At 63.8% G+C, this 18,344-nt stretch carries 16 protein-coding genes, 1 tRNA gene and 1 pseudogene; 13 read left to right on the top strand and 5 right to left on the bottom strand.

Features of this window, described 5'->3' with window-relative positions:
* Positions 1–19 precede the first annotated feature (19 nt).
* Genes AKG11_RS12660 through AKG11_RS12650 form a run of 3 tightly spaced genes read right to left on the bottom strand, consistent with a single transcriptional unit; the run spans position 20 to position 2,721 of the window.
* Complete coding sequence (locus AKG11_RS12660) at positions 20–1,243, bottom strand: NAD(P)/FAD-dependent oxidoreductase (protein WP_050744125.1); 1,224 nt, start codon at positions 1,241–1,243, stop codon at positions 20–22.
* Positions 1,244–1,295: 52 nt separating this feature from the next.
* Positions 1,296–1,610: a MocE family 2Fe-2S type ferredoxin gene (locus AKG11_RS12655; protein ID WP_024270176.1), complete on the bottom strand. Its 315-nt coding sequence runs from the start codon at positions 1,608–1,610 to the stop codon at positions 1,296–1,298.
* 25 nt (positions 1,611–1,635) lie between these two features.
* On the bottom strand, positions 1,636–2,721 hold the full coding sequence (locus AKG11_RS12650) for a fatty acid desaturase family protein (RefSeq protein ID WP_050744124.1): 1,086 nt from the start codon (positions 2,719–2,721) through the stop codon (positions 1,636–1,638).
* Positions 2,722–2,883: 162 nt separating this feature from the next.
* Between AKG11_RS12650 and AKG11_RS12645 the strand changes: the two genes are divergently transcribed.
* The 6 genes from AKG11_RS12645 to iolG all read left to right on the top strand — a co-directional run bounded on the left by AKG11_RS12645 (position 2,884) and on the right by iolG (position 9,865).
* Complete coding sequence (locus AKG11_RS12645) at positions 2,884–3,915, top strand: LacI family DNA-binding transcriptional regulator (RefSeq protein ID WP_024270177.1); 1,032 nt, start codon at positions 2,884–2,886, stop codon at positions 3,913–3,915.
* 164 nt (positions 3,916–4,079) lie between these two features.
* Positions 4,080–4,892, top strand: coding sequence for a TIM barrel protein (locus tag AKG11_RS12640; RefSeq protein WP_050744123.1), 813 nt, complete (start codon positions 4,080–4,082; stop codon positions 4,890–4,892).
* Positions 4,893–5,148: 256 nt separating this feature from the next.
* Positions 5,149–6,078: a sugar ABC transporter substrate-binding protein gene (locus AKG11_RS12635; protein WP_023511953.1), complete on the top strand. Its 930-nt coding sequence runs from the start codon at positions 5,149–5,151 to the stop codon at positions 6,076–6,078.
* 103 nt (positions 6,079–6,181) lie between these two features.
* Positions 6,182–7,720: a sugar ABC transporter ATP-binding protein gene (locus tag AKG11_RS12630; RefSeq protein ID WP_050744122.1), complete on the top strand. Its 1,539-nt coding sequence runs from the start codon at positions 6,182–6,184 to the stop codon at positions 7,718–7,720.
* Positions 7,721–7,757: 37 nt separating this feature from the next.
* Positions 7,758–8,777 carry an ABC transporter permease gene (locus tag AKG11_RS12625; RefSeq protein ID WP_023513838.1) on the top strand — a complete coding sequence of 340 codons (1,020 nt, stop codon included), beginning with the start codon at positions 7,758–7,760 and terminating at the stop codon, positions 8,775–8,777.
* A 95-nt stretch (positions 8,778–8,872) separates the two neighbouring features.
* Positions 8,873–9,865 (top strand): inositol 2-dehydrogenase, encoded by a 993-nt coding sequence (gene iolG, locus AKG11_RS12620; RefSeq protein ID WP_050744228.1) that lies wholly within the window; start codon positions 8,873–8,875, stop codon positions 9,863–9,865.
* Between the two features lie 80 nt (positions 9,866–9,945).
* On the opposite strand, the gene AKG11_RS12615 is transcribed toward iolG, so the two are convergent.
* Positions 9,946–11,166: an ROK family transcriptional regulator gene (locus AKG11_RS12615; RefSeq protein ID WP_050744121.1), complete on the bottom strand. Its 1,221-nt coding sequence runs from the start codon at positions 11,164–11,166 to the stop codon at positions 9,946–9,948.
* A 243-nt stretch (positions 11,167–11,409) separates the two neighbouring features.
* On the opposite strand from AKG11_RS12615, the gene xylF reads away from it, so the two are divergent.
* The 5 genes and pseudogenes from xylF to AKG11_RS12590 form a co-directional block, all read left to right on the top strand.
* Complete coding sequence (xylF, locus tag AKG11_RS12610; RefSeq protein WP_024270851.1) at positions 11,410–12,450, top strand: D-xylose ABC transporter substrate-binding protein; 1,041 nt, start codon at positions 11,410–11,412, stop codon at positions 12,448–12,450.
* A 213-nt stretch (positions 12,451–12,663) separates the two neighbouring features.
* Positions 12,664–13,977: a sugar ABC transporter permease gene (locus AKG11_RS12605; protein ID WP_050744120.1), complete on the top strand. Its 1,314-nt coding sequence runs from the start codon at positions 12,664–12,666 to the stop codon at positions 13,975–13,977.
* Between the two features lie 14 nt (positions 13,978–13,991).
* Positions 13,992–14,777: an ATP-binding cassette domain-containing protein gene (locus tag AKG11_RS12600; RefSeq protein WP_023515279.1), complete on the top strand. Its 786-nt coding sequence runs from the start codon at positions 13,992–13,994 to the stop codon at positions 14,775–14,777.
* A 166-nt stretch (positions 14,778–14,943) separates the two neighbouring features.
* Positions 14,944–15,020: transfer RNA gene (locus AKG11_RS12595), tRNA-Arg, on the top strand.
* Positions 15,021–15,389: 369 nt separating this feature from the next.
* A pseudogene (locus AKG11_RS12590) lies at positions 15,390–15,689 on the top strand (Fic/DOC family N-terminal domain-containing protein); the annotation flags it as partial.
* Positions 15,690–15,729: 40 nt separating this feature from the next.
* Here AKG11_RS12590 and AKG11_RS12585 read toward each other — a convergent pair.
* Positions 15,730–16,647, bottom strand: coding sequence for a LysR family transcriptional regulator (locus AKG11_RS12585; RefSeq protein WP_050744118.1), 918 nt, complete (start codon positions 16,645–16,647; stop codon positions 15,730–15,732).
* 112 nt (positions 16,648–16,759) lie between these two features.
* Between AKG11_RS12585 and AKG11_RS12580 the strand changes: the two genes are divergently transcribed.
* Together AKG11_RS12580 and AKG11_RS12575 are read left to right on the top strand one after the other, a co-directional pair.
* Positions 16,760–17,458: a DJ-1/PfpI family protein gene (locus AKG11_RS12580; RefSeq protein ID WP_050744117.1), complete on the top strand. Its 699-nt coding sequence runs from the start codon at positions 16,760–16,762 to the stop codon at positions 17,456–17,458.
* An 87-nt stretch (positions 17,459–17,545) separates the two neighbouring features.
* On the top strand, positions 17,546–18,301 hold the full coding sequence (locus AKG11_RS12575) for a DsbA family protein (RefSeq protein WP_130514192.1): 756 nt from the start codon (positions 17,546–17,548) through the stop codon (positions 18,299–18,301).
* Positions 18,302–18,344 lie beyond the last annotated feature (43 nt).

Raw genomic sequence — 18,344 nt, 5'->3', positions numbered from 1 at the left:
CTGTCCTCCGGACCGCCCTTCAGGCGGCAAGCAACGTCTTCAGTTTGGTTTCCGGCGCGGCAAGCGCGACAGGATCGGGATGGCGGCGGGCGGCGATCAGCATTTCCGCAAGGCGGATGTCCCGGGCGACCGCATTGCCCTTGCCGATGCCGCTTGCCGCGATCAGCCGGCCCGCGGCATCCAGATGGAAGAGGATGAAGGCCCCCTCGCCGAGGTCGCGCCGCACGGTCATCGCCGCGTCGTCGGCCAGCCCGGCGATCTGCAGCGTCATGTCGTACTGGTCCGACCAGAACCACGGCACGGCGCTATGCGCCTCGCCGCCGCCGAGCATGTTGGCCGCCGCAAGCTGACCCTGCTCCTGCGCATTGCGCCAGGATTCGAGCCGGACGCGCCGGTCGCCGTAGAGCGGCAGCGGATAGGAGGTGCAGTCGCCGGCTGCAAGGATATCCGGATCGGAGGTGCGCAGCAGGCCGTCGACAGCGATGCCATTGTCCACGGCAAGCCCCGCCATCTCCGCCAGTTCCGTGTTCGGCACCGCGCCGATGCCGACGACCAGCAGGCTGGCCGCAACGACGCGGCCGTCTTCCAGCGTGAGGCGAACCTCGCCCGGCCGCTCTTCGATGCCGGCAACCTTCGCAGCGCACAGCACCTCGACGCCTTCTTCCGCATGGCGGCTTGCGACGATCGCGGCGATCTCCGCCGGCACGCCGCGGCTGAGAATGCGCGGCAGGCCCTCGATGAGGGTCACGCTCGCGCCGAGCTTGCGGGCGCTCGCCGCCAGCTCCAGGCCGATGAAGCCGCCGCCGAGAATGGCGATATGGCTTCCCTCCACCAGATAGGCGCGGATGCGGGCGGCATCGTCATGGCTGCGAAGGGCGGCGATGCGCCCGCCGCAAACCGTGCCCGGCAGGCTGCGCGGGCGCGCACCGGTCGCCAGCAGCAATTTGTCATAGGGGACCGCCGTACCGTCGCCGAGCAGTACCCGCCGGGCGGTCCGGTCGATCTCGATGACCGGACGGCCGCGAAGCACCGCGATACCGGCGGCGGCATAGCGCTCCGCGTCCGCGATAAGCTTCGGGCCGTCGCCGGCGACCAGCGCCTCCTTGGAGAGGGGCGGACGCTCATAGGGCAGATGGTCCTCATTCCCGATCAGGGTGATCGTGCCATCAAAACCCTTTCCCCTCAGCGCAAAGGCTGCGCGCGCGCCGCATTCGCCGGCGCCGACGATGACGAAATCCGCCATGACGAGATCCTCCCGGCAGTTCCGGCGGCCGGAACCGCGAAAACAAAGAAAGCTAGAGCCCGATGAAGACCGTACCGCCCTCGACCTTGACCGGATAGGTCTTGAGGTCGACACAGACCGGGGCGCCCTTTGCCTCGCCGGTCTTGTAATCGAAGCGGCCGTTGTGCTTGGGACATTCGATGATGTGATCCATCACCAGCCCGTCGGCAAGGTGGATCTTCTCGTGGGTGCATAGCCCGTCCGTCGCGTGATAGGTGTCTTCCGGGCTGCGATAGATCGCGAAGGTGCGGCCCGCATGGTCGAAGCGGACGACGTCCTCCTCGTCGATCTCGTCCGCTGCGCAGACTTCTACCCAGGTGTCGCTCATGGTCTCTCCTCCGGTGGCGTGCTGATTATTCGGCGGCCGCGACGGCCGCCTCGCTGTGGAATTCTTCCTTGTAGGGCCGCGCCGTCGCGGGCAGATCACGCTTGAGGAAATAGTCCTCGTTGCGAAGCTGGCGCAGGAAGGCGGGGATCATTTCCCGATAGCCGTGCCACATGGACGGGTTCGGCGCCGGCAAGTCGTGCTTGATCATGGCGTGCAGCCGCGGCAGCGCATGGTAAGGCACCATCGGGAACATGTGGTGCTCCACATGGTAGTTCATGTTCCAGTAGATGAAGCGGCTGACCGGATTCATGTAGACCGTTCGGCTGTTCAGCCGGTGGTCGATGACGTTGTCGGCAAGGCCGCCATGCTGCAGGAGACCTGTCAGCACATGGTGCCAGGCGCCATAAAGCCGCGGCAGGCCGATCAGCATCGCCGGCAGGATGGAGCCGAGCGCGAAACAGAGCGCGATGGTCGCGGCATAGATGGCAAGCCAGATACGGGCGATACGGATCGCCTTCGGCTGCTCGGAGGCGGGAATAAAGCTCTTTTCCGCCGCGCTCATCACGCCCGCCGCGTTGCGCAGCATGTCGATGACGGCATGCCACGCATCGAGCAGGCCGAAGAAATTGAGCACGAGGCGCGCGAGATCCGGCGGGCGCATCACGGCGATCTCGGGATCGCGGCCGACGATGACCGTATCCGTGTGGTGGCGCGTGTGACTCCAGCGCCAGGTCACCGGATTGCGCATGATCATGAAACAGGCGATCTGGTAGACGGCGTCGTTCATCCACATCGTCTTGAAGGCCGTGCCGTGGCCGCATTCGTGCCAGCGGCTGTCGGAGGCCGATCCATAGAGTACGCCATAGACGAGGAAGAACGGCACCGCCCACCAGCTGCCCCACAGCCAGATACCGGCAGCGCCGGTGACCAGCATGGTGCCGAGCCAGATGGCGGTATCGCGGATCGCCGGCCCGTCGCCGCGTTGCATCAGCGCCTTCATCTCCTTGCGGGCGATCTCGGTGTGATACCACTCGGCAGCGGCCAGGCCGTTGGCCACGGCGGCCTCGGCGTCACGGCCAAGAAGGCTGTAGTCCCGCTTCGTCGGCTTCATCCCTCGTATCCTCCCTTGCGGCGTCACCTGCACGCCCCGCCTTGCCTGATGCACAAACGATACCGTCCTTGCCTGCATCCCTCAATCCTGCCATGATAGAATGCGTCAAAACACATCATTCAACATCATCCAGTTATGATGGAAAGATTTCAGGGAGGGGACATGGCATCGCGGCCCACCATTACGGATCTGGCGAAAGCCGCCGGCGTCAGCGTGGCAACGGTCGACCGCGTGCTAAACGGGCGCCACAAGGTGCGCGAGGAAACGGCACGGCGCGTCTACGATGCTGCAAATACGATCGGCTATCACGCGATCGGGCTGATCCGGCAGCGGGTTTTCGAGGACCTGCCACAATACAGGCTGGGCTTCAGCTTCCAGCGCCCGGGCCAGGCCTTCTACCAGAATTTCGCACGCGAGATCGAAATCGCCTGCAATGCCTGCACCACGGCGCGCATCGTGCCGCAGATCGATTTTATCAATGCGCAGACACCGGCGGCGATGACCGAGATGCTGCGGCAGCTATCGGCCCGCAACCAGGCGCTTGCCGTCGTCGCCCCTGATTATCCGGCGACGACCACAATGGTGGAGGACCTGAAGAACCGGGGCATTCCCCTCTTCTGCCTGCTCTCCGACTTCGCCATGGACGTGCGCCAGGGCTATATCGGCCTCAACAACATGAAGGTTGGCCGCACCGCGGCCTGGATGATCGCCCGCGGCGCCCGTCGGCCCGGCAAAGTGGCGATCTTCGTCGGCAGCCATCGCTTCCATGGCCACGAACTGCGCGAGATGGGCTTCCGCTCCTTCTTCCGTGAGAAGGGCGAGGGCTTCGAGGTGCTGGACACGCTCGTCAATCTCGACACCAGCGAGATCACCCACGAGGCGACCGCCAACCTGCTCGCCCAGCACCCGGATCTCGTCGGCCTCTATGTTGCCGGCGGCGGCATGGAAGGCGCGATTTCCGCCATCCGTGAAGAGGGTTTGGGCGGAAAGATCCAGCTCATCGTCAACGAGCTGACGCCCGAATCGAAGGCCGGCCTTGCGGACGACGTCGTCACCATGGCGATCAGCACGCCGTTGCCCACCCTCTGCCGCGAGCTCGTCTCGCTGATGGTAACGGCCATCGAAAAGGGCGATGCCGCCGTACCCGGGCAGACCTTCCTGCCCTTCGACATTTTCCTTCCGGAGAATATCTGACAGAGGAATTGATGGTTTTCCATCATCTTCTCGATGAATTCTGTCAGCGATGAGGGCGTGGCCGGCACCTTCGGCTTTGACGCCCGCCAAGCGCTTCCCGATCCTCATGCGTGCATACGAGGCGGCCCTGTCGGCAGCCTCGAAGACCGGAGGACCCCCATTCCATGCCGCCCCTTGACTTCGCTCTCAACCACATGACAGCGCCCGCGCTGAAACTCGACGCCTTCTTCGCCCTCGCCGTCTCGCTCGGCATGACGAAGGTCGAGATCCGCAACGACCTCAATGGCAACGCCATCCTGGACGGCACCGCGCCGGCCGAGGTGAAAGCGCTCGCCGAGCGTCACGGCGTCACGATCATCTCGATCAACGCACTCCAGCGCTTCAACGAATGGACACACGCCCGCGCCGCCGAGGCCAAGGAGCTGATCGACTACGCGGCAGCGGCAGGTGCCCGCGCGCTCGTGCTCGTGCCGAAGAACGACGGCACCGGGCAGGCCGACGGCGAACGGCAGGCCAACCTCGCCGAAGCGCTCATCGCCCTGAAACCGATGCTGGCTGCGGCCGGAATCATCGGCCTCGTCGAGCCGCTCGGCTTCGAAATCTGCTCGCTGCGCTCCAAGCGCGAGGCGGTCGAAGCGATCAGGGCCATCGGCGGGGAACAGATATTCCGTCTCGTGCACGACACGTTCCATCATCATCTCGCCGGCGAACCGGACCTCTTCGCGGAGCTCACCGGCCTCGTCCACATTTCCGGCGTCGAGGACGCCGACATCACGGTCCCGGCCATGCGCGATGGTCATCGCGTCCTCGTCGGCCCGCAAGACCGGCTTGGAAACATAAGACAGATCAAAGCCTTGCTCGCTGCCGGTTATACCGGACCGCTCTCCTTCGAGCCCTTCTCCCCGGACGTGCACGGTGTCCCCGACCCCAGGGCGGCCGTGGCACAGAGCGTCGGCTTCCTGCGCGAAAACATCTAGACCAGGTGGTGCCGGCGACCTATCCACCGGCCCTTTTCCCCAGGGTCTGCAGGATTCCCGATCCTGAAAATGGAACGGGCTTGACGTCCCGGACAGAAAATGGAATAAACATTCCGCAATACGGAATTCGCGGTTTGTTTATTCTGTTTTGGCCTTTTGCCTCCCGGGAGGAGCAAGGGGCCGGCTGCCCCGCAAGGGCCAGCTGTCCGGACAATCGGGTGGCGCTGCCGGACGCCACGTTGAGGAGGAGAACGACATGAAAAAATTCATTCTGAGCACGGCGCTTGCCGCAATGATGTCCACCGCCGCCCATGCCGAAACGATCGGCGTGACCATGGCGCAGTTCGACGACAACTTCCTGACCGTTCTGCGCAACGGCATGTCCGATTATGCCAAGACGCTCGACGGCGTTGATCTTCAGATCGAAGACGCCCAGAACGACGTTGCAAAGCAGCAGAGCCAGATCCAGAACTTCATCGCGTCAGGCGTCAGCGCCATCATCGTGAACCCCGTCGATACCGACGCGACCGCCGCCATGTCCAAGGCCGCCGCAGAGGCTGGCATTCCGCTCGTCTACGTCAACCGCGAGCCGGTCAACGTCAACGAACTGCCGGAAAAGCAGGCTTTCGTCGCCTCCGACGAAAAGGAATCCGGCACGCTGGAAACCAAGGAAGTCTGCCGCCTGCTCAACGGCAAGGGCAAGGTCGTCGTCATGATGGGCGAACTGTCCAACCAGGCCGCGCGCATGCGCACCCAGGACGTCAAGGACGTCATCGCCACCGACGAGTGCAAGGGCCTCGAAATCGTCGAGGAGCAGACCGCCAACTGGTCGCGCACGCAAGGGTCGGACCTCATGACCAACTGGCTCTCCGCCGGTCTCGAGTTCGACGCGGTCATCTCCAACAATGACGAAATGGCAATCGGTGCCATCCAGGCGCTGAAGGCCGCCGGCCGTTCGATGGACAGCGTCGTCGTCGCCGGTGTCGACGCCACGCAGGACGCCCTCGCCGCCATGGCGGCCGGCGACCTCGACGTGACGGTGTTCCAGGATGCCGCCGGCCAGGGCAAGGGTTCGGTCGATGCCGCGCTGAAACTGGCAAAGGGCGAGAAGGTGGAAACCAAGGTCTACATTCCCTTCCAGCTCGTGACCCCGGCCAACATCGCCGACTACCAGGCGAAGAACTAACCGGCTCCGCCGGTCGCTGAAAACCTTCAGACTGCTCTGGACGCGCGCACGCAAGCGTGCGCGCGTCCGACCCGTTTCTGGTTGCTCCGGGAGGGAGGGGACGATGGTCAGTCCGACCACCATGGCCGCGGTTCGTGCAAGCGGCGCCATTCCGAATGCTGAATATCTCCTGTCTGCGGAAGGTGTCCGCAAGGAATTTCCGGGCGTCGTTGCGCTCGACGATGTTGAGTTCAAGCTGAAGCGCGGCACCGTGCACGCCCTGATGGGCGAGAACGGCGCCGGCAAATCCACACTGATGAAGATCCTTGCCGGCATCTATACGCCCGACCAGGGTGAAGTACTGCTCAAGGGCCAGAAGATCCGCCTGCAATCGCCGCTCGATGCGCTGGAAAACGGCATCGCCATGATCCACCAGGAGCTCAACCTGATGCCGTTCATGACGGTGGCGGAGAACATCTGGATCCGCCGCGAGCCGAAGAACCGCTTCGGCTTCGTCGACCACGGCGAGATGAACCGCAAGACCGCCGCCCTCTTCAAGCGCCTCAACATCGCGATGGACCCGGAAGTGCAGGTGCGCGACCTCTCCGTCGCCAACCGCCAGATGGTCGAGATCGCAAAAGCCGTGTCCTATGAGAGCGACGTGCTCATCATGGACGAGCCGACCTCGGCACTGACCGAGCGCGAGGTAGAGCACCTCTTCACCATCATCCGGGACCTCCGCTCGCAAGGCATCGGCATCGTCTACATCACCCACAAGATGAACGAGCTGTTCGAGATCGCCGACGAGTTCTCGGTGTTCCGCGACGGCAAGTACATCGGCACGCACGCCTCCTCGGACGTGACGCGCGACGACATCATCCGCATGATGGTTGGCCGCGAGATCACCCAGATGTTCCCGAAGGAGGAGGTGCCGATCGGCGACATTGTCCTCTCGGTCAAGAACCTCACCCTCAAGGGCGTGTTCCACGACGTCTCCTTCGATGTGCGCGCCGGTGAAATCCTCGGCCTTGCCGGCCTCGTCGGCTCGGGCCGCTCGAACGTCGCCGAAACGATCTTCGGGGTGACGCCGGCGACCTCGGGCACGATCTCGATCAACGGCAAGCAGGTGAACATCGACAGCCCGAACACGGCGATCAAGCACCGCATGGCGTTCCTGACAGAAGACCGCAAGGACACCGGCTGTCTGCTGATCCTCGATATCCTCGAAAACATGCAGATCGCCGTGCTTCAGGACAAGTTCGTCAAGAACGGTTTTGTCGCCGAGGGCGAACTGACCAAGGTCTGCGAGGAGATGAGCCGGAAGCTGCGCGTCAAGACGCCGAACCTGTCCGAGCGCATCGAGAACCTCTCGGGCGGCAACCAGCAGAAGGTGCTGATCGGCCGCTGGCTGCTCACCAATCCGCGCATCTTGATCCTCGACGAGCCGACGCGCGGCATCGATGTCGGCGCCAAGGCGGAAATCCACCGCTTCGTGACGGAGCTCGCCCGCGACGGCGTCGCCGTCATCATGATCTCGTCGGAAATGCCCGAGGTCCTCGGCATGAGCGACCGCGTCATGGTCATGCACGAGGGGCGGGTCACCGGCATTCTCGACCGGGCGGAAGCGACGCAGGTCAAGGTCATGGAACTGGCTGCCCAGTAAATTTTACGGCGGCCGTGGCGCCGCAAGGGAGGTAATCATGAGCACGAATTCCGCCGCGCAGGCTCAAGGCTCCGCGCAGAAATCTGCCCGCCGGCTCCCGCCGGAACTCAACATCTTTCTCGTCCTCATCGGCATCGCGCTGGTCTACGAAATCCTCGGCTGGATCTTCGTCGGTCAGAGCTTCCTGATGAACCCGCAGCGCCTGACGATCATCATCCTGCAGGTCTCCGTCATCGGCATCATCGCCGTTGGCGTCACACAGGTCATCATCACGGGGGGCATCGATCTCTCCTCCGGCTCGGTGGTCGGGATGACGGCGATGTTCACCGCCTCGCTGGCACAGGCCTCGACCTGGCCGCGCGCGCTCTATCCCTCGCTGACCGACCTGCCGGTCATCGTGCCGGTCGCGCTCGGCATCGGCGTCGGCCTGCTCGCCGGCTTCATCAACGGCCAACTCATCGCCAAGACGAAAATCCCGCCCTTCATCGCCACGCTCGGCATGATGGTGTCCGCCCGCGGCATCTCCAAGTGGTACACCAAGGGCCAGCCGGTTTCGGGCCTCACCGAACAGTTCAACTTCATCGGCACCGGCATCTGGCCCGTCGTGATCTTCCTCGTCGTCGCGGTCATCTTCCACATCGCGCTGCGCTATACCCGCTACGGCAAGTTCACCTATGCGATCGGCGCGAATGTGCAGGCCGCCCGCGTCTCCGGCATCAACGTCGAATCCCACCTGGTGAAGGTCTATGCCATCGCCGGCGCACTCGCAGGCCTTGCCGGCGTCGTCACCGCGGCACGTGCCCAGACAGCCCAGGCCGGCATGGGCGTGATGTACGAACTCGACGCCATCGCCGCGACCGTCATCGGCGGCACCTCTCTTGCCGGCGGCGTGGGGCGCATCACCGGCACGGTCATCGGCACCGTCATCCTCGGCGTCATGACTTCGGGCTTTACCTTCCTGCGCGTCGATGCTTTCTACCAGGAGATCGTCAAGGGCGTGATCATCGTCGCCGCTGTCGTCGTCGACGTCTACCGGCAGAAGAAGCGCAAGACATAGTTCCTATTCCGCGGGTTTTCCGCGGCGCCGTTGCGGGGCGAGCGCATCGCCCCGCCCCTCCCGCCGGCAAGGCCGGTACACCAGAGAGAATGAAGATGACTGTGAGATTTGGTCTTCTCGGCGCAGGCCGCATCGGCAAGGTCCACGCCAAGGCCGTAACCGGCAATCCGGATGCCGTGCTCGTCGCCGTTGCCGATGCCTTCCCCGCCGCCGCCGACGCGATCGCCAAGCAGTATGGCTGCGAAGTCCGCACCATCGAGGCGATCGAGGCCGCCAAGGATATCGACGCCGTCGTGATCTGCACCCCGACCGACACCCATGCCGACCTCATCGAGCGTTTTTCACGCGCGGGGAAAGCCATCTTCTGCGAGAAGCCGATCGATCTCGACGTCGAGCGCGTCAAGGCCTGCATGAAGGTGGTCGACGAGACCAAGGGCAAGTTGATGGTCGGTTTCAACCGCCGCTTCGACCCCCATTTCATGGCCGTGCGCAAGGCGATCGATGACGGCCGCATCGGCGATGTCGAGATGGTCACCATCACCTCGCGCGACCCCGGCGCCCCGCCGGTCGACTACATCAAGCGCTCCGGCGGTATCTTCCGCGACATGACGATCCACGACTTCGACATGGCCCGCTTCCTGCTCGGCGAAGAGGTCGTCTCGGTCTCGGCCACCGCCGCCGTGCTGGTCGATCCCGACATCGGCAAGGCCGGCGACTACGACAGCGTTTCGGTCATCCTGCAGACGAAATCCGGTAAGCAGGCCGTCATCTCCAACTCGCGCCGCGCCACCTACGGCTATGACCAGCGCATCGAGGTGCACGGCTCGAAGGGCATGGTGTCAGCCGAAAACCAGCGTCCGGTCTCCATCGAGATCGCCAACGGCGACGGCTACACCCGCCCGCCGCTGCACGATTTCTTCATGACCCGCTACACCGAAGCCTATGCCAACGAGATCGCGAGCTTCATCGCCGCCATCGAGAAGGGCGCGACCATCTCGCCCTCCGGCGCCGATGGCCTCGCAGCCCTCGCACTGGCCGATGCAGCCGTGAAGTCGGTCGAGGAAAAGCGCCAGATCTCCGTCGCCTGACGGGCACCGCCTCCCAAGGCAACTGGCCGGGCGATTTTTCGCCCGGTCTTTTTGTTGGGCCTCCGCCCCACCCTTCTCCGTCAGTCTCCAACCGTCCGCGCCACGATGACATCATGGTCCATCTCCGCCAGCGCGCGGTCGAGATGGCCTTCCAGCACCAGCGTGGCCTCCTCCGGCACGACGGAGATCGGCGGGGCGCCGAAAAGACGGACCTGCTGCGATTGTGCAAGCCCCTCTTCGAGCCCCCGCTGGAGGAGATCGAAATAGCGGGTGCCGGGACCGGTGATGGCGATCGGCATGTTCTCGTAGAGGCTGACGACACGCGAAAGCCCCTGCCCCAGCGCAAGGCCCGCCTGGCGGAAGGCATATTCCGACATGCGGTGGCCCTGCCGGGCGCGCAGCGCGATCTTGTCCATCTCGGCCAGCGGCACGAATTTCGCCGGGATCGTATCCGGCGGCACTTCGAAGGCGGTGCGCAGGATGCCGTAGAAGCCCGCGGACGCCTCGATGCAGCCCTGCGCACCGCAGCGACACAGTTTTCCATCCGACGAGTTCAGCATGTGCCCGAAATTCGGCGCCGTCACCGAGAGTTCCCCCGACCGGTCGAACCGCGCGATGCCGAGGCCGATGCTGTGGCCGAGCGAGAGCGCGGCAACCGCCTGCAGATCCCGCGCGCCTGCCTTCTCCATGCGCAGCGCCATGGCATGAGCGACGAGCAGCGTCTCGTTGCTGAGGAGGATCTTCGCCCGCCAGGGCGGCTGCAACAGCGCCGCAAAATCCACCTGCTGCGCGCCGAAGACCGGCGACCAGACGAGCCGTGCCGTCTGGGGATCGACGAGGCCCTTGCTGCTGATCGACACGACCAGCACCTGTCCACGGTCGATCCGGGACCGGTCCGCCAGCTTGTCGAGCGCGGCCACGAAGGCTTCGGTAAAGGGCCGCGTCGCGGTATCGGCATGGTTGCGTGGCTCCTCGAACCGGTCGAGCAGTGTGCCGCCATAGTCGGCGAGTGAATATTGCACCATGTCGGAAGAGATGCGCACGGTCGCAAGGTAGCCGGCATCGCGCCGCTGGCCGAAGATGACGCGCGGCCGCCCGCGCGAGGCCGACGCCAGCTGTTCGCGCCGTTCCAGCACCTCGGCCTTTTCCAGCTCCGCCGTGATCACCGATACGGTCGCCGAAGCGAGGCCCGTATGATGGGAAATATCGGTATGGGCAAGCGGACCATGCCGGCGCAGCGAGGCGAGCACCAAGGCACTGTTCTGCTGACGCACAAGCTCCGTGCTCGACTTGGTCAGCATCGTCGGTTTCCGCTCGCTTTCACAGGATGCAACACATGCCCCTCCCAAAGCATCTGTCACGCCGTCGTTCAAGGCCTTTCAAGCCGTGTTGACAGCCTTCGAAACTTCTGACATTTATTTTCTCGACTGTCGAGAAAAAAGTCCCGAGGCCATCGGGAGGGGTATCGAGACAGTAGATCGTGGCCGGTCGTTGATTGGGCGGGAGGTTCGCCCAGGCGGTCGGTGTTCACTTGGGAGGATATTATGAAGTTCGTTCTGAAGCTGATGGCAGGGGCTGCCATCATCGTTTCCCTGCATTCCGTAGCGCACGCCAAGGACCTCGTGGTCGGCGTTTCCTGGTCGAACTTCCAGGAAGAGCGCTGGAAAACCGACGAAGCCGCCATCAAGGCAGCGCTCGAAGCCTCCGGCGACAAATACATTTCAGCTGACGCCCAGTCGTCCGCCGCAAAGCAGCTGACGGACGTCGAATCGCTGATCGCCCAGGGCGCCAACGCCATCATCGTTCTCGCCCAGGACTCTGAAGCGATCGGCCCGGCCATCGAAAAGGCTGCCGCGGAAGGCATCCCGGTCGTCGGCTACGACCGCCTGATCGAAAACCCGGCCGCCTTCTACATCACCTTCGACAACAAGGAAGTCGGCCGCATGCAGGCCCGCGAAGTGTTCAAGGTGAAGCCGGAAGGCAACTACGTCTTCATCAAGGGCTCCTCGTCCGACCCGAACGCCGACTTCCTCTTCGCTGGCCAGCAGGAAGTGCTGAAGGAAGCGATCGACGCCGGCAAGATCAAGACCGTCGGCGAAGCCTATACCGATGGCTGGAAGCCGGAAAATGCCCAGAAGAACATGGAGCAGTTCCTGACGGCGAACGACAACAAGGTCGACGCGGTCGTCGCCTCGAACGACGGCACGGCCGGCGGTGCGATCGCGGCACTGGCCGCCCAGGGCCTTGCCGGCTCCGTCCCGGTCTCCGGCCAGGATGCCGACCACGCTGCGCTGAACCGCGTCGCGCTCGGCACACAGACCGTTTCCGTCTGGAAGGACTCGCGTGAACTCGGCAAGCGCGCGGCGGAAATCGCTGCCTCGCTCGCCAGCGGCAAGACCATGGACGAGATCGAAGGCGTCACCACCTTCAACGGCGGCCCGAAGGGCGTCGAAATGAAGTCGGTCTTCCTCGCCCCGCTGCCGATCACCAAGGACAACCTGAACGTCGTCATCGACGCCGGCTGGATCCCGAAGGAAACCGCGTGCCAGGGCGTCGCCGCCGGCTCGGTCGCAGCCTGCAACTGACAGGCAATGATCCGGTACTGACCTGACCATCCCAGGCGCCGCAGCGGCTTCCGTTGCGGCGCTTGCGCAAGATGGACAGCGGGCAGAGGATGAGGCGGCGAAAATCCTCGAAGCGGAATGAGGGAGGTGGGAAACGGGTTTCCGTCCGTGCCGCCGGAACCTCGGACCACGCCCGAACGACACGTTCAACAAAAGTGGGGGGACGGCAAAGCCATGGCCGACATCACGAATACCACGCATGCCAATCGCGCGCGATCGGCGGGCGAGAACCCGGTCAAGCGCTTCTTCCGCGCGACCGAGATCGACACGCGCCTGCTCGGCATGGTCGGCGCCATGCTGATCATCTGGATCGGCTTCAACATCCTGTCCGGCGGCCTGTTCCTGACGCCGCGCAACCTGTGGAACCTTTCGGTCCAGACCGCCTCCGTCGCCGTGATGGCGACCGGCATGGTGCTCGTCATCGTCACGCGCAACATCGACCTCTCCGTCGGTTCGATCCTCGGATTCGTCGGCATGATCATGGGCGTGCTGCAGGCGGAACTGCTGCCGCAACTGCTCGGCTTCAACCATCCCGCCACCTGGATCATCACCCTCCTCGCCGGCCTCCTGCTCGGCGCGGGCATCGGCGCGCTGCACGGCGCCATCATCGCCTTCCTCAACGTGCCCTCCTTCATCGTCACGCTCGGCGGCTTGCTCGTCTGGCGCGGTGCCACCTGGTTCGTGACGAGCGGCCGCACCGTCGCCCCAATGGACGCGACCTTCCGCCTGATGGGCGGCGGTACGGAAGGCTCGATCGGCGCCACCGCCAGCTGGATCGTCGGCATCCTCGCCTGCATCGCCATCGTCGCCACTATCATCAATTCCCGCAAGCAGCGCCAGCGCTTCGGTTTCCCGCAGCGCCCGATGTGGGCCGAGTACTTCCTCACCGCCGTCGGCTGCGCCCTGGTGCTCGGCGCCGTCGCTGTCGTCAACAGCTATCCCTGGCCGGTCGCCATCGCTCGCAAATATGCCGACGCCAACGGCATCGCCTGGCCGGAAGGCGGCCTGTTCATCCCGCACGGCATCGCCGTACCGGTGCTGATCGCCATCCTCGTCGGCATCGTCATGACCTTCATCTCGACGCGCCTGCGCTTCGGCCGCTACGTCTTCGCGATCGGCGGCAACCAGGAAGCCGCCGAGCTTGCCGGCATCAAGACGCGCTGGGTAACGGTGAAGATCTTCGCACTGATGGGCATGCTCTGCGCCATCGCCGCCGCCATCTCCACCGCCCGCCTCAATGCCGCAACCAACGCGCAGGGCGAGCTCGACGAACTCTACACCATCGCCGCAGCCGTTATCGGCGGCACCTCGCTTGCCGGCGGCATGGGCACAATCGCAGGCGCCATGCTCGGCGCCCTCGTCATGCAATCGCTGCAGTCGGGCATGGTGCTGGTCGGCATCGACACCCCGTTCCAGCGCATCGTGGTCGGCATGGTTCTTGTCGTCGCCGTCTGGCTCGACACGGTCTACCGCGCCCGCGCCAAGTAAGAGGAGCCCATCCAATGACGGACACAAGTACGCCCCTCGTGGAGCTGAAGAACATCTCCATCTCCTTCGGCGGCATCCATGCCGTCGACAACGCCTCGGTCGATCTCTTTCCCGGCGAGGTCGTCGCCCTGCTCGGCCACAACGGTGCCGGCAAGTCGACGCTGATCAAGATCCTCTCCGGCGCCTACAGGCGCGACGCGGGCGAGATCCTGATCAACGGCGAGCCCGCCGACATCAACAACCCGCGCGACGCCAAGAAATACGGTATCGAGACGATCTACCAGACGCTCGCCGTCGCCGACAATGTCGACGCCGCCGCCAACCTCTATCTCGGCCGCGAACTGAGGACCCCCTGGGGCACCCTCGACGACGTTGCGATGGAGGCGAAGACCCGCGAAGTGATGGGCCGCCTCAACCCCAACTTCCAGCGCTTCAAGGAACCGGTGAAGGCCCTTTCCGGCGGCCAGCGCCAGTCGGTGGCGATCGCCCGCGCTATCCTGTTCAACGCCCGCATCCTGATCATGGACGAGCCCACCGCAGCGCTCGGGCCCCAGGAGACGGCCCAGGTCGGCGAACTGATCAAGCAGCTGAAGAAGGAAGGCATCGGCATCTTCCTGATCAGCCACGACATCCACGACGTCTTCGACCTCGCGGATCGTGTCTCGGTGATGAAGAACGGCCAGGTCGTCGGCCATGCGCGCACCGAGGATGTCACCAAGGACGAGGTGCTCGGCATGATCATCCTCGGCAAGGTCCCGGAAAAGGCCATCCCCGGCCCCGGCGCCATGCAGACCACCTGACCGCCCCCATCGGAAGCCGCCGGCCACCCGGCGGCCTTCCACCCAGACCATGCCGGAGCGCGCGATCTGCGGAACAGATTGCCCTTTCTGCATTTTCCCGATTGAAGCCCGCCCCCAGCTAGGCTAAGAACCCTCTCATCGGACAGGCGAGTCATCGCCAAGGCAGGCACCCGTAGCTCAGCTGGATAGAGTGTTGGATTCCGATTCCAAAGGTCACAGGTTCGAATCCTGTCGGGTGCGCCAAATTCCGCCGATTGCCCTCTATACTACGCTACAGCCGCGCAACGTACTCCTTTGCATCGGGCAATGGGCAGCCTATGTGCAGAAAAGCGTAGAAGCAGCGGCGTTTGGCGGTAGCGAAGTTCGAATCATCCCCGGCCAACTAGGACATTCGTCCTACGAAGGCCTCGCGTTTGCAGCTTTGTATGACGGCTATGTGCCTGCATATCGGTAGTTGAGCAATCGTCCGCTAAGCCCGAAGAAGCCATTCGGCTGACGCAGCTACCGCCCATGATGGTATCGCTCCGCTATTTGAAGGCGCTTAACTTAGCTCAACCGCTATTTGAACCAAGAGCCAATTGTTCAAGTAACACTGCGCTCTCATAATTGGCCATGTCCGAATCAGCTTCTAACCTTCGGCTAGACCGCTTCGTCGAGGCCCCTATGGCGGGCGAAATCGTGCGCGCCTTCGTGCCACCTCCATTCCCACCTGAACCGTCGATCGACGTGCTGGCCCTGCTGGAAAGGCTGAGCCTAGCCGATCGGGCCTTGGGGCGTCTGGACGGCATCACCATGCTGCTGCCGCGCCAAGAGCTGTTCCTCTAAATTTATGTGGGGAAGGAAGCCGTGCTCTCGTGCCAGATTGAGGGCACCCAATCAACCCTCTCGGACCTGCTCCACTTCGAAACCGACAAACCCGGGGCGGTTCACTTCGCCTTCGGCCCGCCAACATTCATTCCTGCGGAACGAGCTCTCCGCTGACGATCGGTATGCGATCGGCGAGTTCTTCCATGAGAAGACGAACCGCCCGCGGGCGATAGCGCCGATTGGGGCTGACCAGATAGATGTCGAACGCGGGGATGTCCCAATCCGGCAGCACACGGACAAGTTCGCCGCTGGCGAGATGGCGTGCACACTGAATCTCGGCAAGATGGGCAATTCCAAGCCCTGCCTGCACCGGCACCAGCAATTCGTCCGAGGGAGCGAGAAGCAACCGCCGGCGGATGGTGATTGTTCTCGTCCGGCTGCCTGACCGCAATTCCAGCGTCGCCGCGTTGCGCGACTGGGTCAGAAAGTCGTGATTCTCCAGATCGTCGGGCTGCGTCGGTAGCCCGCATGTCTTCGCATAGCCCGCACTGGCGCACAGGACACGCCGCGCGGTCGCAACTTTGCGTGCCGAAAGATCGGAATCCGCCAACACGCCTATCCGTACCGCGATATCGATCGCATTCGCCACCAGGTCGACGCGCCGGTCCGTCATTTCCATTTCGACATCCACGCGCGGATATCGGCACATGAAATCCAGCACGATCGGCAGCACGACGAGATGTCCGAATGCGCCCGAAGCGGACAGCCGGACCACGCCCGCCGGTTCGCCTTCACGGCCGATCAACTCGCTCGAAAACGTTTCCAGATGCCGGATCAGCGGCTGCGCCTCTTCGAACAGCTTCCTGCCAGCATCGGTGAGACCCGAGACCGCCGCGTTGCGCTGGGTGAGGGTTATCCCCATCGCCTCCTCCAGCCGCGCCAAGCGGCGCGAGAGCGTCGATTTCGCCACGTCGTATTCACGCGAGGCACGCGACAGGCTGCCAGCGCCGGCAATCAAAGCGAACCAATAGAGGTCATCCAGTGAATAAGGCAGGGTGTTCATAATTCGGAACAGATATATCCATTTTTGGTAATATTGAAAGCAAATACTGAACGCTTAGATTTTCTCCATTAGCGGGCGCAACGATGCCCCGCTGCCATTGGAGCGAACCATCATGACAGAGATCAAATCCATCCATTTCCTCACTTTCCCGCAGGTCAGCGAACAGGACCTGCTGGCGGCCTGGGAACTCGTACGATCATTGGCCTGGAGCTTCGGGCATCAGGGTCGCCAGCTCGAGGTGACGATGGGCGGTTTCGCGCCTGGTCCAGTGGCGACGCATATGGGCACGGAAATCAAGACCGACCGCGTGCTCACACCCGCCGACCGGTTCGACGTGCTCTACGTGCCGGGCGGCATCGGCGGCGGACAGGCATCGAAGAATCCCGCCATCCTGGAGCTGATCCGCCAGCATCACGCCGAGGGCCGCTGGGTGGCGGCCAATTGCTCGGGCGTCGGCGTCCTCTTCCGCTCCGGCATCCTGGACGGCAAGACGATAACCGGTCCGGTCGCGCTCGCACGGCGGTTGCCGAAGCTCGGCGCGCGTCTGCTTTCGCCTCGCCTCGCCTGGCATACGGATACCGAGAACAAGATCTTCACCTCCGGCGGCGCCGGCACCGTTCATCCGAGCACCATCGCGCTGGTCGCACAGCTCTTCGACCAGGACGTCGCCAAGGGACTTGCTGCGAATTGGGACTCGCTTGCGCTGCATGGCGATATCCTGCTGCAAGCTGACGGCCCCGTCATGGGGCTTCATCCAGACCTAGCGAAGTCGGCGCAAGACAGCTTCGAAATGGTCTTCCTGCCTGACTGACCGTCAGCTGATGATCGCTGCCGCCGCACGGCGGCAGCGAACCCGTTGCATTCCTACCAGCGACCCTTCAAGCAACAGCGAGGCACAATGGCCAAGATATCATGCGACACCGGAACCGGAATTTGCGCCGCGCCGGCCTTGGACGATGCGACCAGCGTCGACGACACGGCCAAGACCGAGAGCGCGCTCGTCTATGTCGGTGATCCGATGTGTTCCTGGTGCTGGGGCATCGCGCCGGCGCTTCGGCGCATCCAGGACCATTGCAAGCAACGCGGCCTGGGCTTTTCCATCGTGCTGGGCGGTCTGCGGCCCGGCGGCGGCGATGCATGGGATGCCAGATTTAAGGCCTTTCTGCGCCATCACTGGACAGAAATCGGTGCGGCGAGCGGACAACCCTTTTCCTTCGGCATTCTCGATCTCGATCACTTCACTTACGATACCGAGCCGGCATGTCGCGCCGTTGTGACGGTACGGCACATGCTGGGCTCCTCGGCTCATTCGCGCCAACTCTACGATGTGTTCGCCGCGATCCAGCACAAGTTCTACGTCGATGGAGCCGATCCGACCCGACTCGGCTTTTACGAGGACATCGTGGAGGCCGCGGAGATCGATTTTTCCCGCTTCAGCGAACTATTTGCCAGCGATGAAGCGCGTGAATGGACGAGGGGCGACTTCGCGAAGAGCCGCGACTGGGGCGTGCGGGGCTTCCCAACCATGCTCCTTAAGACCGCTGATCACCTTGTTCCGATCGCGACCGGCTTCATTGGGGCGGAAGACTTGATCGACAAAGTTGACACCACCACCCGGACGTTTGGCCTATCGGGCGAAACGCGGAGTGCATAGCCTTCCACCTTGACCACCACAGATACGGCCTCGGCCATCGCAC

The sequence above is a fragment of the Shinella sp. SUS2 genome (assembly GCF_001262505.1).
In the GTDB taxonomy this organism is placed as follows: Bacteria; Pseudomonadota; Alphaproteobacteria; order Rhizobiales; family Rhizobiaceae; genus Shinella.
Note: the sequence above shows the minus strand (reverse complement) of the source record. Positions and strands in the feature narration are given on the sequence as shown.